A 14,996-nucleotide genomic window follows, 5' to 3' on the forward strand; every position below is an offset into this window, starting at 1 on the left:
CAAATAAATGCATTTCCCGTAATTTCTGCAGAAAACTTAACGGGAACCAGAAATTCATTTCAACTCAAAGGCTACAGTTCCTTTTACATCGACAGCAGAAGCAGCAATGATAGCCTCAAATTTTCCCGGTTCGGCTATCCAGGAATGCTTGACATCATCAAAAAAGCTAAGAGATTCTTTATCAATAACAAAAGATACTTCTTGCGTTTCTCCTGGGGCTAGCTTAATCTTTTTGAATCCTTTCAGTTCCTTCAGAGGACGAGGCAAGGAAGACTTCTTATCGGCTATGTAAAGTTGCACAACTTCCTGTCCCTCACGATTACCTGTATTCTTGACAGTTACTTTGACAGTCAATTCTCCATCAACCGACATAGTTTCAGCGTCTGCTACAGGCTTTCCGTATTCGAACGTCGTATACGAAAGCCCGTGTCCAAAAGCAAAAAGAGGTTTCACTTTCTTCTGCTTGTCAGCCCACCGGTATCCCACAAAAATACCTTCATTATACTTAATATCAATAACAGAATCAGAACGTTCACCTGTGTATTCTCCCAATGCATGTGCACTGTTATCTTCTAATTTTACCGGAAAAGTAAAAGGTAATCTTCCGCTTGGATTCACATCTCCCATAAGTACAGCAGCCAATGAACTGCCAGCTTCTGAACCCAAATACCAATCCTGCACAATAGCAGGCACTTCCTTTACCCAAGGCATGGCAACAGCATTACCCGATATATTCACTACAATCAAATTACTGTTGACTTCAGCCAAAGCCTGAATCACAGCATCCTGTCCGTATGGCAACCCCAAGCCTTCACGGTCTGTATCTTCACAATCCTGATTGTTGCTTTTATTCAATCCACCGATAAAAATCACATAGTCAGCATCAGCAGCCTCAGTCTTCGCTTCAGCTATCAGCTCCTCCGGAGTCCGGTCATCTTTCAAGTCCTGTCCGGTTATCACACCGTTATACTCGCCACTGGCATCGCCTACATAACCACGGACATATACGACCTCTGCACGATTACCTACACGTTGCCTGATTCCATCCAAAGGGGAAAGTTCACGTTGTACTTTAAGCGATGAAGAACCTCCACCTACAGTCATCATCTTGATAGCGTTTTCTCCTACAACAACAATCTTCTTGGCCCTATCAAGATTAATCGGCAACAATCCTCCTTCGTTCTGAAGCAGTACAATTCCCTCCTCACCGATTCGTCGGGCGGCTTCATAATGTTCAGGAGAAAGCATGGCTCCCCATGGACGGGAAGTATTCATTGTAGTACGGAAAGCCAGACGCAAGATACGTTTCACTTTATCATCTAATTCTTCTGTTCCGACTTTTCCTTCCTGTATGCGTTGAAGATAAGGCATAGCCAGATAATAATTGTCGTAGGCATTGCTGGCACCGCTACTCAACCCGTTAGTCCAACTGCCGAATTCCATGTCAAGACCATTGGTAATGGCTTGATCGGTATCATGCACGCCTCCCCAATCAGAAACTACAACACCGTCAAATCCCCATTCTCCTTTCAATATATTATTGAGCAGATATTGGTTATGACAGCAATGTTGCCCTTTATACAAATTGTAGGAACCCATGATAGCCCATGCCTTACCCTCTTGCACAGCAGCCTTGAATGCCGGCAAGTAAATTTCATACAAAGCACGGTCATCAACAATGACATTCGTGGTATGACGATTCACCTCATGGTTGTTCAAGGCAAAATGCTTCACACAAGCTGCAACTCCATTCTGCTGTACACCTTCAATGTAAGGAACTACCATACGGGATGCCAAGTAAGGGTCCTCACCCATGTATTCAAAATTACGCCCATTGAGAGGTGTCCGATAAATATTTACACCTGGACCCAAAAGCACAGTCTTGTTACGGTAACGTGCCTCTTCTCCGATACTTTTTCCATAAAGTAGAGACATTTCAGGATTCCAAGTGGCAGCCAGGCAAGTCAATGCAGGAAATGCAACACAAGAATCATTCGTCCAGCCTGCCTGATCCCATTCGTCCCATAATACTTCCGGACGGATTCCATGAGGCCCGTCAGTCATCCAAAAATCTGGTATACCCAATCGAGGTACTCCTGCACTACTGAACTTACTCTGTGCATGTACCAAAGCAATCTTTTCCTTCAAGGTAAGACGTGACAATGCATCCTCAACCCTTTCTTCTACTGGCCTACTTTCATCTAAATAGACAGGCTTCTGTTGGGCAGAAAGAGGTAAAACAGCAACAAAAGCCAAACTGACTAAAAAATTTTTCACGATATTTTGATTTTAAAATAATGCCATCTGATTCTGTTCATTCAATCCTATCATCAATAATTCAGATATGAATAAATATTTTTCTAAAAACAACCAAGACCATCTAAAGCACAATCAAAGAACAAACCTTAAATAATTAAAGACATAATCTGATACTGACCGCATAACATCGCAGAAGTATTTTCATCAGTATTAATCCAAGGTCATGATTTCATTACATTGTTTTGTTTCAAAGATATAAAAAATGCAGAATCTATTTCCAAAAGGTAGAAAGATAAGGATAAATATGAATTCCACCAAAAACCAAAGTTTTAATAATCAAACACATAAGAAGCACATAAAGGCCTAAAAAAGTGGATAAAGAGTAGACAATGGCATCCGATATAAAACTCTGAAATGCATATAATCATACATCCATCGACCGGTTTTTGCAAGTGCCCATTTGCAAATATCAAGTTATTTTACGAATATTGCATACTCAAGATGTTAAATCTCAAATTTCTAGTTTCACCTATAACCCTATAATATGAAAAGAATCATTCTGGCCAGTGCACTGGGACTATTTGCACTACAAAACATCTCCGCACAAAGTTTTCAGATACAGCCAACTCCCCAAGAGTATGTGACCTCTCAAGACTCATTGGAAATACCTCATCAGATATCCCTGATAACTGATAACATTCAATCTAACAGACTTTCAGCTATCTCCCTCATAAAATCTCTATGGAAAAATCAAATCGAAGAGAAAGGATTTCCTGTGTATTTAGGTATCAAAGGAGATAAAAGTATTCATAAGTATAAGAAAAATATTCCCCATAAGGCCGAAGGATACTACTTAAGCATTGAAAAGGACAAGATAGTTATCGCAGGAGCAGACGAACAAGGCTTGTTCTACGGAGTACAGACATTGGCACAACTGCTGACACTTCCGAAACTACCGTTAGTACAAGTAACCGACTATCCGGATCTGCCTTATCGTGGGGTAGTAGAAGGTTTTTACGGTACTCCCTGGAGTCATGACGCCCGTCTGCGCCAACTGGAATTTTATGGTAAAAACAAACTGAACGTATATCTCTATGGTCCGAAAGATGACCCTTATCACAGTACCCCTAACTGGCGTAAGCCTTATCCGCCCCAAGAAGCAGCCCAACTGAAAGCACTGGTCGACAAAGCAAAGGAAAATGAAGTCATCTTCTATTGGGCTATCCATCCGGGACAGGATATCCGTTGGAACACGGAAGACCGCGACGCCCTCATGAAAAAATTCGAAAGCATGTATGAACTGGGAGTACGCGCCTTTGCCGTTTTCTTCGATGACATTTCCGGCGAAGGCACCAAAGCTGAAAAACAGGCAGAATTATTGAATTACCTGGATGACAACTTTGTGAAAGTAAAAGGAGATGTTGCTCCGTTAGTAATGTGTCCGACGGAATACAACAAATCCTGGTCGGACGTAAAGGGAGGTTATCTGACCACTTTAGGAGACAAACTCAACAAAGGTATCCAAATCATGTGGACTGGCGACCGGGTAATTGCCTGCATAGATAAACCATCCATGGAATTCATCAATCCATTATTGAAACGGAAAGCATATATCTGGTGGAATTTCCCCGTATCCGACTACGTGCGCGACCATCTGCTGATGGGACCGGTCTACGGAAACGGCCTGGACATCAAAGACGATATGGCTGCTTTCGTATCGAACCCCATGGAACGGGCCGAGGCTTCTAAAATCGCTCTGTACAGCATAGCCGATTATGCGTGGAATCTTGAATCATACGACAGTGATAATTCCTGGAAACGGGCTATTCAAGACCTGATGCCTCAACACGCCAAATACTTGGAAACATTTGCTGCCCACAATTCCGATTTGGGAGAAAACGGACATGGATTCCGTAGAGATGAATCCGTAGCCTTGCAACCGGCTTTAAAAGCTTTACAGGAAAGTTATACGAAAGAAGGTAAAATCGATGAAAAAGCTTATCTGGAAGTTTCGGACGCTTGTCAGCAAATCATTCTGTCTGCCGATATGCTGATGGCCAGCAAAACCAACCGCCCTCTGATTGAAGAAATCAAGCCCTGGCTGATTCAGTTCAAGCTGGTAGGAGAATACGGACAACAGGTACTCCAGATGATTCAAGAGCAAGCTACCGGAAAAACGGAAGATTTCAAAGAAACCTACGCACATGCACAAGCATTACAGGTACAGATGGGAGAAGTAGATGCTACTTACAACCAGAATCCTTACCAACCGGGAGTAAAAAGTGGCTCTAAATGCCTGATGCCTACATTCAATTCTCTATTCGAGGCCAGTACCATCCGATACAACCAACAGCAAGGTACCCAACTGGATACACGGGCTGAATATCAACCTTATACCCTGAACAGTGATGTATCTCAACTCGCTCTGCTTCCTGTCCGTCGGAAAGGCCGTACCGGAGCTGTATCCTCTTCAAACGAAGTGATTCTCTGGCAGTCCAACGGCCAGTTGACGCTTGCAATGGATTATCCGAGAACTTTGGGCAACATCGTTCTGGATCTAGGAACATTAGACATTGAAGGAAAATTTGTATTGGAAGTACAGACTGCCGACGGCAATTGGAAGACTTTGGAACTGAAACCAGCCAACAACAAAACACTGTTAGTAGCCCAAGCCGGTTCAGAACAGGTTGTACAGTTCCGATTGAAGAATACCTCAGGCACGTTGCAGAAAGTCTACTTCAAACGTTGCAGCTTTAACGAACTATAAACCTTATTTCCCAAAATCATGAATCTCGTACCTGCTTTGGATTCTTCAAGGCAGGTACGAATATTTTTGGGCTTCTACTCCGACACTGATGGAGCTGCTTTCCCCTAATTTGAAATTGACCAATCCTCCTAGCCGGTCAGGATTAAAATCTATTGTCGGATAGTAAAGAGGAGAACGCTTAGGCATAATCGATTTATTCCCGTATGCATAGATACTAATCCGTTCATTGACCTTAAAAGCTGCTATACCGGCTACTCCAATTGTCCGGCAATTGTATCTTCCCCAATCCATGTTACTGGCATACAATCCTCCCGCTATACTCACCCGGTTACTCAAAGGTAGTGCATAAAGGAAAGCCGCATCTTGACCGAATCCTACACCGGATGGAGCGTATTTACTGGGACTGAATGTCAAACTCATCCCTAACGAGGCATTGAACCCTTTATGAAGTTCCCATGTTCCGAAACCGTGATATGAGAATGGAGATACACCGTACATACTAAACGGACTGTAAGCAGCAGACGGTGGTATAACAGGAGAAACCAAAGGAACAGAAAGAGTATCGGCAGCCAATGATTGAACAGGTTGCAATTCACCAGCCAACAACGTATCATTCGGCTGTACCAACTCTTTACTTTGCTCAACTTGTGCCTGAGCCGTCCATGTGGCCAGACAAGCCAAAATCGATAATATCCAGTTCTTCATGATTATTCCAATTTTCTGCATCAAATATAAGGATAATTCTTCCGCACGATATCTTTCAACCAGATTTTTAATATTATACAAGAAGCATTATATGAACCTTCCGTAATTTTAACAGTTCTGTTTATTGAAAAAATAAGCGGGAGACAGTATAAATTCCTTACCTGTTTCCCGCTCACACAAACAATCAAATCATCAGTCAAACAGACTTCTGAATTTCTTGAATATCTTTTCCTTTAAACTGGTATTCGGTTTAAAGCTTTCAGATTCCTGCCATTTTTCCAACGCCTGGCGTTCCTCCTTAGTCAATGTTTCCGGAATGTAGACACTGACATTTACCAACAGGTCTCCTGTTCCGGTGCTATAGCCATAACTGTTGATATTCGGAAGCCCTTTTCCACGCAGACGAAGTACCTTACCTGGCTGAGTACCCGGTTCTATCTTGATTTTCGCCTTACCGTCAATGGTCGGAATCTCTACCGTTCCTCCCAATGCTGCAGTAGGCACACTCAACAGTAAGTTATAAATCAAGTCGCTTTCATCACGTATCAGTTCCGGATGCTTTTCTTCTTCCACCAATACCAGCAAATCTCCGGGTACACCGTTGTGCTTTCCGGCATTACCTTTACCATTGATGGTCACCTGCATTCCTTCAGCGACACCGGCAGGAATTTTTACGGTCACCACTTCCTCGCCGTATACCACTCCTTCACCGCCGCATTCCTTACACTTGTTCTTTACAATCTTACCTTCACCGTTACACTGCGGACAAACAGTCTGGGTCTGCATCATGCCAAAGATACTCTGCTGGGTACGGGTTACACTTCCGGTACCATGACAAGTCGGACAGGTTTCTACCCCTCCATCACCTTCGGCTCCGGTTCCATGACAATGACTGCATTGTACATATTTCTTCAACTTGAATTTCTTTTCTACCCCTGTAGAAATCTCCTTCAGGTTCAATTTCACCTTCACACGCAAATCCGCTCCACGGAACTTACGCTGCCGAGACTGACCGGCACTTCCGCCAAAGCCACCGAAACCGCCATGACCACCGAAGATATCACCGAACATTGAAAAGATGTCATCCATAGACATTCCCTGCCCACCAAAACCTCCGAAGCCTCCGGCACCTGCGGCACCTTCTACTCCGGCATGTCCAAACTGGTCGTAACGGGCACGCTTATCCGGGTTACTCAACACTTCATAGGCTTCGGCAGCCTCCTTGAATTTCTCTTCAGCAGCTTTATCACCCGGGTTCTTATCCGGGTGATACTGAATAGCTTTCTTACGATATGCTTTCTTTATTTCATCGGCTGACGCTGTCTTTTCAACCCCCAGCACTTCATAGTAATCTCTTTTCGCCATGACAGAATCTGTTTTTTCTTTATTGAGCTACAACAACTTTCGCGTGACGAATCACTTTATCATTCAATGTATAACCTGTCTGTACACAATCCAGCACTTTACCCTTCTGCTCTTCACTTGGTGATGGCACCAATGCAATCGCTTCGTGATAATCGGTATCGAAAGCCTCACCTATCGGTTCCATCTTCTTCAAACCTTCATGAGAAAGTTCCTTCAGGAATTTCTGATAAATCAAGTCCACGCCGTCATAAATGGCTTTCACATCCTCTGCCTTCTGCATATTCTGCAAGGCTCTTTCCAGGTCATCCAAAATCGGCAGAATGGAAGTTATGGCTTTTTCTCCTCCATTCTTAATCAGCTCGGCCTTTTCCTTCAACGTACGCTTACGATAGTTATCAAACTCTGCAGACAGACGCAAATATTTGTCTTTCTGTTCTTCTACCAGTTTCTTGACAGTTTCCAACTCTTTCTCCAGCTTTTCTTCGGCTGTCAACTCCTGAGCTTCTTCAGACTCAATCTGCTCTTCAGCCTCGGAAGCCTGCACAGCTTCCTCTTCTGAAGTTCCGGTCTGAGTATTATCTACTGTCTGTTCAGACTGCTCTTTCAGAATATCTTCCTGAGCCTGTTTGTTCTCTTTTGTACTCATATCTATTTATTTTTTATTGTTCATAGGGAAATTCACTTTCACACAACAAATTTCATGCCCAACTACACAAAAGTTAGGTAATCACGACTAAAATTGTAAAAAGATGCCAGACTGGCACTCCTTTTTGCCTTAAAAATCGACGTTTTTACTGGCTCATCCCGTATTAATCGCCCCGATAATAGTAAAGCAAAGCATGACGTGCTACGAAATCAGCATTTGCCTGCACCAATTCCCTTCCACTTCCATCCGGGAAAGAAGCATCCGGCAAATAGCCGTTTCTGATACAATATGTCAGTAGGTCAGGCGGACAGAGCGTCTCTTCCGTAAGCAAGCGGAAAGCTTCCTTTTGCGCCTTTCGGGAATCGTAAAGCCGATTATCAGGGTCAGCAATGTATTCGCAAATATCTTTTGCCAACAGAATTCCTTTCCTAGAGTCTACCATCAAGACAAAATTACGATACGGTTTCATCTGAGGAAGAGTATGGTTTTCGTCATCCGGCCATTGAAGGACTTCCGTAAGGAAACGATGCAGTTCGTCGTAATTGGAAAGATATACCCTCTCTTTCCCCTGCGTACCCGCCACAAACAACTTATGCATCTCAGCATTTTTCTGCAGGAGCTCATCGGATAACTCCGGCTCTTGCGGATAAAGCCCGGGAACCTCTTTCCAAGCATTGCTATCGGTCAAGGTTTTCAATATCTCCCGAAGAAACAATGCCAACGGTCCAACCGGAATAATAAAACGGTCGGATGGAGTTACTTTCTCGATGTAAGGAAGCATGGAAGGTTCTGTCAGGTATGAATGTCCGAACAACCAGTCCAGTTTTCGCTCCCTGTCTTTTTCACTGTTGAAACCATCCATACAATGCTCCAACCAGTCATTTGACGGAGCCTCTTCGTAGGCCTTGGCCAATATTTCATAGAAACAGCGTGCCTGGTCCGTTATTCTGCTATCCATCGGATGAAGATATTCATGAGGGAAAGGAGCCTTCTGCCATGTATTCCATATCAAGAAACGAATATCCTCTTCATTGACTTCATCATTCAGGTAATCTGACGAAAGTGTATAGAAAGGAAGACGTTTCCCGTAAAGCCGCTCATGCTCGGCTGTAAAACTCTGCCAAAGCCCCAAGCCGGATATGACATCTTCCAGGTAAGCAGCTACATAAAGAGCCATTTTCCGGCGGAAAAAATCAGGAAGCCCGGAAATACGGCAAGCAGCATAAAGAACATTCGCCAATTGTACAAAATAGCTGTCTGACGGTTGAAGAGAAGTATATGGATGAATAGCCAACCATTCTTTCGGATAAATTACAGATTTATTCATAAACTGTATCAATTAATGCTTTGTAAAAAATGTCAGAGTCAAAGAAACGACTGCCAGAAAGATGCCGACTCCTACCACACCTTCCCACTGAAAAGCATGCCAGAAAGTGCCAGCCAGGAACGTACCCAGCGAACCTCCGATGAAATAAGTGGTCATGAAAATCGTATTGACCCGGTTGGAAGCCTGCGGCACCAAGGACAACGCGCAAGTCTGATTGCTGATCTGCACACACTGCATACCGATATCAATAATAACAATGCCGACAATAAATCCGATGTAAGTAGTCTGAAACAGCCACATGATACACCAGGCCAAAATAATGAGCGTACAGCCGATATAGTTCAACTTACGTACACCTAATTTGCGAACGTACGAACCGACTATTGAAGCCGTCAAGGCACCGGCGACCCCACATAGTCCTAACATACCGATGATATTGTTGCCTGCATGGAAAGGTTCTCCGCTTAACTTGAAAGCCAAGCAAGCCCATAAAGTCAGGAAACTACCGAAACAAAGAGCCGCACGGACAGCTACCAGACGTAAAGTCGGGTTCAAACGAACAAGCGAGAACAGAGAATGCATCAATTCCCGATAAGTACCTTTGAAATTGGAAGGCATTTCGGGCAGCATCCGCAGCACGACGAAGATACAACCAATCATCAATACCGCAGCTATGTAATACATGGTACGCCACCCCCAATATTCGCCAACGATACCGCTGATGACCCGTGAACCCAAGATTCCTGTAAGAAGTCCGCTTACCATCATCCCCACATTCCGGGCCTTGTTCTCCGGCTTCGAGAACTGGGAAGCAATCGGAATAAAGATTTGAGGCATGACCGAACAGATACCGGTTACCAAAGAAGCAGCCAGAATAAAATGTATATTGGGTGAACCTGCGATAGAAAACAAGGATACAGCCAACAACAGGAAATTGATGACAATAATATTCCGACGCTTGTACAAGTCCCCCAACGGGATAATGAACAACAAGCCCAACGCATAACCTATCTGTGTAGTCATCGGAATCAGATTGGCCGTAAACTCAGATACATGCAAATCTTCGCTCATCACATTCAGCAAAGGCTGGTTGTAATACAGATTGGCCACCGATATACCCGAAATGATAGCCAGTGTCCATAGCAAAGAAGCAGGGACCCCTTTATTCTCTTCCAAAATTCGTTTCATGCCGCAAAGGTAAGAATTTTCGGCGAAAGTTGATACAATCCCCACACGTAAGTCTGAAACTCCTTTCCGCGAAGCCCTTCCGACACACTGGAATACAAAAATTCCGGCCAGAAAGAACAAACTGCCTACAGCCTGTTCTTCCTGACCGGAATACTTATCTGTCAGTGAAAGATTATACCAGGAATCCCAACAAGATACCGGCAGCCACAGCCGAACCGATTACACCGGCTACGTTCGGACCCATGGCATGCATCAGCAAGTAGTTGCTCGGATCATATTCCAGTCCGATCACCTGCGAAATACGTGCCGAGTCAGGCACAGCCGATACGCCGGCATTACCGATAAGCGGATTGATTTTATCACCCTTCGGCAGAATCAGGTTGAATATCTTCACAAAGATAACTCCTGAAGCTGTAGCGATGACGAATGACAATGCACCCAAACCGAAAATCTTCAATGAATCAACGGTCAGGAACTCGGATGCCTGTGTAGAGGCACCTACAGTCAATCCCAACAAGATGGTAATGGTATCAATCAGCGGACCACGGGCTGTTTCTGCCAGACGACGGGTAACACCGCTTTCCTTCAACAAGTTACCGAAGAACAGCATTCCCAACAAAGGCAGACCGGAAGGAACCAGGAAACAGGTCAGCAACAATCCGACAATCGGGAACATTACCTTTTCTGTATGCGATACGGCACGCGGAGCCTTCATACGAATCAATCTTTCCTTCTTTGTAGTCAACAGACGCATGATAGGCGGCTGTATCACAGGTACCAGTGCCATGTAGGAGTATGCAGATACCGCAATGGCTCCCATCAGGTTCGGTGCCAGTTTGGAAGAAAGGAAGATAGCAGTCGGACCATCCGCACCACCGATAATACCGATGGCGGCAGCCTGCATCGGGTCGAATCCCCATCCAAGAGCAATCATATACGCTCCGAAGATACCGAACTGTGCCGCTGCACCAATCAACATCAACTTCGGATTCGATATCAAGGCCGAAAAGTCCGTCATAGCTCCGATACCCAGGAAGATGAGCGGCGGATACCACCCGGAAGTCACTCCTTGATACAAGATGTTCAAGACGGAGCCCTCTTCATAAAGTCCAACCTTCAGACCGGCTTCCATATTAAACGGAATATTTCCAATCAAGATACCAAAACCGATAGGAATCAGCAGCATCGGCTCAAATTCCTTTGCCACGGCCAGATAAATGAAGAATATACCGACCAGAATCATCACCACGTGCTGAATCGTGGCATTATGAAATCCGGTATATGTCCAGAAATCGGCCAGGTTATTCTGTAAGAAACTAGCAAACTCTCCCATAACTATTCAATGACTATAAGATCCGTACCTTCAAGAATCGATTCTCCCTTGCTGACATTGATAGAAACCACTTTACCGTCGCGATCGGCCTTGATGTCGTTTTCCATCTTCATGGCTTCCAGAATCAACAATGTCTGTCCGCGTTTCACCGCATCACCTTCCTTCACCTTGATATCCAGAATGACTCCCGGAAGCGGAGACTTGATACCAGCCTTGCCGCCAGACACTGCCGGACGAGTCACAGCAGGAGGTGGAGCAGCCGGAGTTGTGGCAGCTGTACGCACTACCGGTTTGATTTTCGGACTGACCTTCTTTTCTAGCTCTACGGTATAAGGAGTACCGTTTACTTCTACATGTACCTGATTTTCTTCTATATCGCCTACGGCAACCTTATAGAGATTACCGTTGATTTTATATTTATATTCTTTCATGATATTACAATTCGTTAGAGGTTATTTCTTATGAGGAGTCTCACGCAACGTATAAATCTTCGAGCTCCACGGTGAATAGCTTCGTTTCACACGGCTGATGGTCAGAATCGTTTCTTCCACATCATGATCGGCTCCCTGAGCTTCATGCAGCGCCATCGTAATGGCTGCAATGACCTCACCCGGAGCTTCGCCCAGTCCTTTTTCCTTCGCTTCCTGCTTGTCGGTGATGTTATGTGCCTTCATGGCATTGCGCTTACGCAATTTGACAGCCATCTTTCCCACAAACTTGAAGCAGAGATAAAGCAGGATAAGTCCGATAAATACCACACTCATGGCAGAGATGGCCATACCGATACCTGCAGGGTCGTGCTGCTCAAAATTTTCCATCTTCGGATTACTTTCGATGGTCTGGTTGTTGGTACTCGGAGTCACATACTTGTCCTCACTTCCACCTTTCACTTCCCATTCGGCCGTACCGTCCGATACACGGGCATACGACTGATTGGCCTGAAGCAGACCGGCAGGTACTACTACCTGATCCAACAGTTTCTCGCCGGAGTCATAAAGACCGATCCAGTTCTCCTGAGTCTTGCTCAAAACGAAGTTCGTATGGAAAGTACCTCTTCTAGGTGCGCCATCGGCCCAGAAAAGAGCATGCTGACGCGGCTTGAGCAATGTCAACACATCTCCTTTTGGTATAAAATAAGATACGGTGTCGCCCGGCTGACTGCTTACTTTCAAGTAGCATCCCGCCAGATCCGCACTGCTATATGCTCTGTTGAATATTTCTATCCATCCGCTGTGCATACCGTAATCATCCTGGAAATTACTTTCATTGTCCACCAAGATTTCATTGATGAGCAGTTTGGAAGTATTGTTCTGCTCCTTACAGGACGAAAAGCCGACCAACAGCAACAAGGCTAGAAATATCCCGATTTTATGTCTGTTCATAATGATCGTCATTTTTTAGTTATTACAAAGGAATATTTCCATGCTTCTTGGCCGGATTGGTCAATTTCTTGGTCTGCAACTGCTGCAAGGCACGGATAATACGGAAACGGGTATTCCGAGGCTCGATGACATCGTCAATGTAACCGTATTTGGCTGCATTATACGGGTTGGCAAACAACTTGGTATATTCAGCTTCCTTCTCTGCCATAAACAGCTTCGGATCGGCAGCTTCTTTGGCTTCCTTGGCATATAACACTTCTACAGCACCGGCACCACCCATTACGGCAATCTCGGCAGTCGGCCATGCATAGTTCATATCACCCCGCAACTGCTTACAGCTCATTACGATGTGTGAACCACCATACGATTTACGCAACGTAACGGTCACTTTCGGAACCGTAGCTTCACCGTATGCATACAGCAATTTCGCACCGTGCAGAATCACAGCGTTATATTCTTGTCCGGTTCCCGGCAGGAAGCCCGGTACATCCACCAAAGAAACAATAGGAATATTGAAAGCGTCGCAGAAACGGACGAAACGTGCCCCCTTGCGTGAAGCGTTGCAATCGAGTACACCGGCAAGGAACTTCGGCTGGTTGGCTACGATACCGACAGACTGTCCGTTGAAACGGGCGAAACCGATGATGATATTCTTGGCATAGTCGCGCTGAACTTCCAGAAATTCTCCGTTATCGACAATGGCGCCGATGACTTCGTACATATCGTACGGCTTGTTCGGGCTATCCGGAATGATTTCATTCAATGAGTCTTCCAGACGGTCAATCGGGTCGGTACAATCCACATAAGGAGCTTCTTCCAGGTTATTCTGCGGAATATAACACAACAGTTTACGAATCAACGCCAGACCTTCTTCTTCGGTAGCAGCCGTAAAGTGGGTTACACCCGAACGGGTAGAATGTACGGTGGCACCTCCCAAATCTTCTTGAGAAACATCTTCTCCGGTAACAGTCTTAACCACTTTCGGGCCTGTCAGGAACATGTATGAAGTACCTTCCAGCATCAGGGTAAAGTCGGTCAATGCAGGTGAATAGACAGCACCTCCCGCACACGGACCAAAGATACCGGAAATCTGAGGGATAACGCCTGAAGCCAGAATGTTACGCTGAAAAATTTCGGCATAACCGGCCAAGGCATTGATACCTTCCTGAATACGTGCGCCACCCGAGTCGTTCAGACCGATACAAGGTGCCCCCATCCGCATGGCCAAATCCATAATCTTACAGATTTTCTGAGACATGGTTTCAGACAATGAACCGGCAGACACTGTAAAATCCTGGGCGAATACATACACCAGACGACCTTCGATAGTTCCGTATCCCGTTACCACACCGTCGCCCAAATAATGCTTCTTGTCCATACCGAAATTGGTACAACGATGCTGGACAAACATGTCCAGTTCCTCGAAACTGCCTTCATCCAGCAGCATGGCAATACGTTCACGGGCTGTATATTTTCCTTTTGCGTGTTGTTTCTCGATTGCTTTCTCGCCACCGCCCAAACGAGCCTGGGCACGGAGCGCGATCAGTTCTTTTACTTTTTCAAGTTGGTTACTCATAAGATTATATTTAAGGGATTCACTCTATCAAGCTTATTTCTCGCACAGTTCGGTCAATACACCCAAAGTTGATTTCGGATGCAGGAAAGCGATGTTCAGGTTTTCCGCACCTTTGCGCGGCGCCTTGTCAATCAAACGGATACCCTGTTCTTCGGCCTGTGCCAAAGCCTGAGCCACTCCGTCTTCAACGGCAAATGCCACATGATGTACACCGGCACCTCTGTTTTCAAGGAACTTGGCGATAGTACTGTCCGGGCCTGTCGGTTCCAGCAGTTCAATCTTGGTTTCACCACACTTCAAGAACGCAGTCTTAACCTTCTGGTCCTCTACCGTTTCGATATTGTAACACTTCAATCCTAATACATTTTCATAATATGGAAGGGCTTCTTCAATGCTCTTTACAGCAATACCAAGATGTTCAATGTGTGAGATTTTCATAACGAAAGAA

At 45.0% G+C, this 14,996-nt stretch carries 12 protein-coding genes; 1 reads left to right on the plus strand and 11 read right to left on the minus strand.

The annotated features are described in order from the left end of the window. Positions 1-54 precede the first annotated feature (54 nt). Entirely contained in the window at positions 55-2,277 is a 2,223-nt protein-coding gene (locus C510_RS0106395) for a glycoside hydrolase family 3 C-terminal domain-containing protein (protein ID WP_425311416.1), read from the minus strand. Between the two features lie 526 nt (positions 2,278-2,803). Between C510_RS0106395 and C510_RS0106400 the strand changes: the two genes are divergently transcribed. Further along, a complete protein-coding gene (locus tag C510_RS0106400; protein WP_026320129.1) occupies positions 2,804-5,026 on the plus strand; it encodes a beta-N-acetylglucosaminidase in 2,223 nt (740 codons plus the stop codon). A 45-nt stretch (positions 5,027-5,071) separates the two neighbouring features. On the opposite strand, the gene C510_RS0106405 is transcribed toward C510_RS0106400, so the two are convergent. The 10 genes from C510_RS0106405 to mce form a co-directional block, all read right to left on the minus strand. Continuing rightward, entirely contained in the window at positions 5,072-5,731 is a 660-nt protein-coding gene (locus tag C510_RS0106405; RefSeq protein ID WP_022339173.1) for a hypothetical protein, read from the minus strand. Between the two features lie 192 nt (positions 5,732-5,923). Then, entirely contained in the window at positions 5,924-7,096 is a 1,173-nt protein-coding gene (gene dnaJ, locus C510_RS0106410; protein ID WP_018710515.1) for a molecular chaperone DnaJ, read from the minus strand. Positions 7,097-7,115: 19 nt separating this feature from the next. Continuing rightward, entirely contained in the window at positions 7,116-7,742 is a 627-nt protein-coding gene (locus tag C510_RS0106415) for a nucleotide exchange factor GrpE (protein WP_018710516.1), read from the minus strand. A gap of 163 nt (positions 7,743-7,905) precedes the next feature. Then, entirely contained in the window at positions 7,906-9,069 is a 1,164-nt protein-coding gene (locus tag C510_RS0106420) for a DUF3843 family protein (protein WP_018710517.1), read from the minus strand. A gap of 12 nt (positions 9,070-9,081) precedes the next feature. After that, positions 9,082-10,257: an MFS transporter gene (locus C510_RS0106425; RefSeq protein WP_022339170.1), complete on the minus strand. Its 1,176-nt coding sequence runs from the start codon at positions 10,255-10,257 to the stop codon at positions 9,082-9,084. A 172-nt stretch (positions 10,258-10,429) separates the two neighbouring features. Beyond that, entirely contained in the window at positions 10,430-11,590 is a 1,161-nt protein-coding gene (locus tag C510_RS0106430; RefSeq protein ID WP_018710519.1) for a sodium ion-translocating decarboxylase subunit beta, read from the minus strand. A gap of 2 nt (positions 11,591-11,592) precedes the next feature. Beyond that, entirely contained in the window at positions 11,593-12,021 is a 429-nt protein-coding gene (locus C510_RS0106435) for a biotin/lipoyl-containing protein (RefSeq protein ID WP_018710520.1), read from the minus strand. Positions 12,022-12,042: 21 nt separating this feature from the next. Further along, the gene (locus tag C510_RS0106440; RefSeq protein ID WP_025892443.1) at positions 12,043-12,972 is read right to left on the minus strand and encodes an OadG family transporter subunit; all 930 of its coding nucleotides are present in this window, start codon (positions 12,970-12,972) and stop codon (positions 12,043-12,045) included. Positions 12,973-12,994: 22 nt separating this feature from the next. Then, a complete protein-coding gene (locus C510_RS0106445) occupies positions 12,995-14,548 on the minus strand; it encodes an acyl-CoA carboxylase subunit beta (protein ID WP_018710522.1) in 1,554 nt (517 codons plus the stop codon). A 33-nt stretch (positions 14,549-14,581) separates the two neighbouring features. Beyond that, a complete protein-coding gene (gene mce, locus C510_RS0106450; RefSeq protein ID WP_018710523.1) occupies positions 14,582-14,986 on the minus strand; it encodes a methylmalonyl-CoA epimerase in 405 nt (134 codons plus the stop codon). Positions 14,987-14,996: the final 10 nt, after the last annotated feature.

This window comes from Phocaeicola barnesiae DSM 18169 = JCM 13652, assembly GCF_000374585.1.
Taxonomy (GTDB): domain Bacteria; phylum Bacteroidota; class Bacteroidia; order Bacteroidales; family Bacteroidaceae; genus Phocaeicola; species Phocaeicola barnesiae.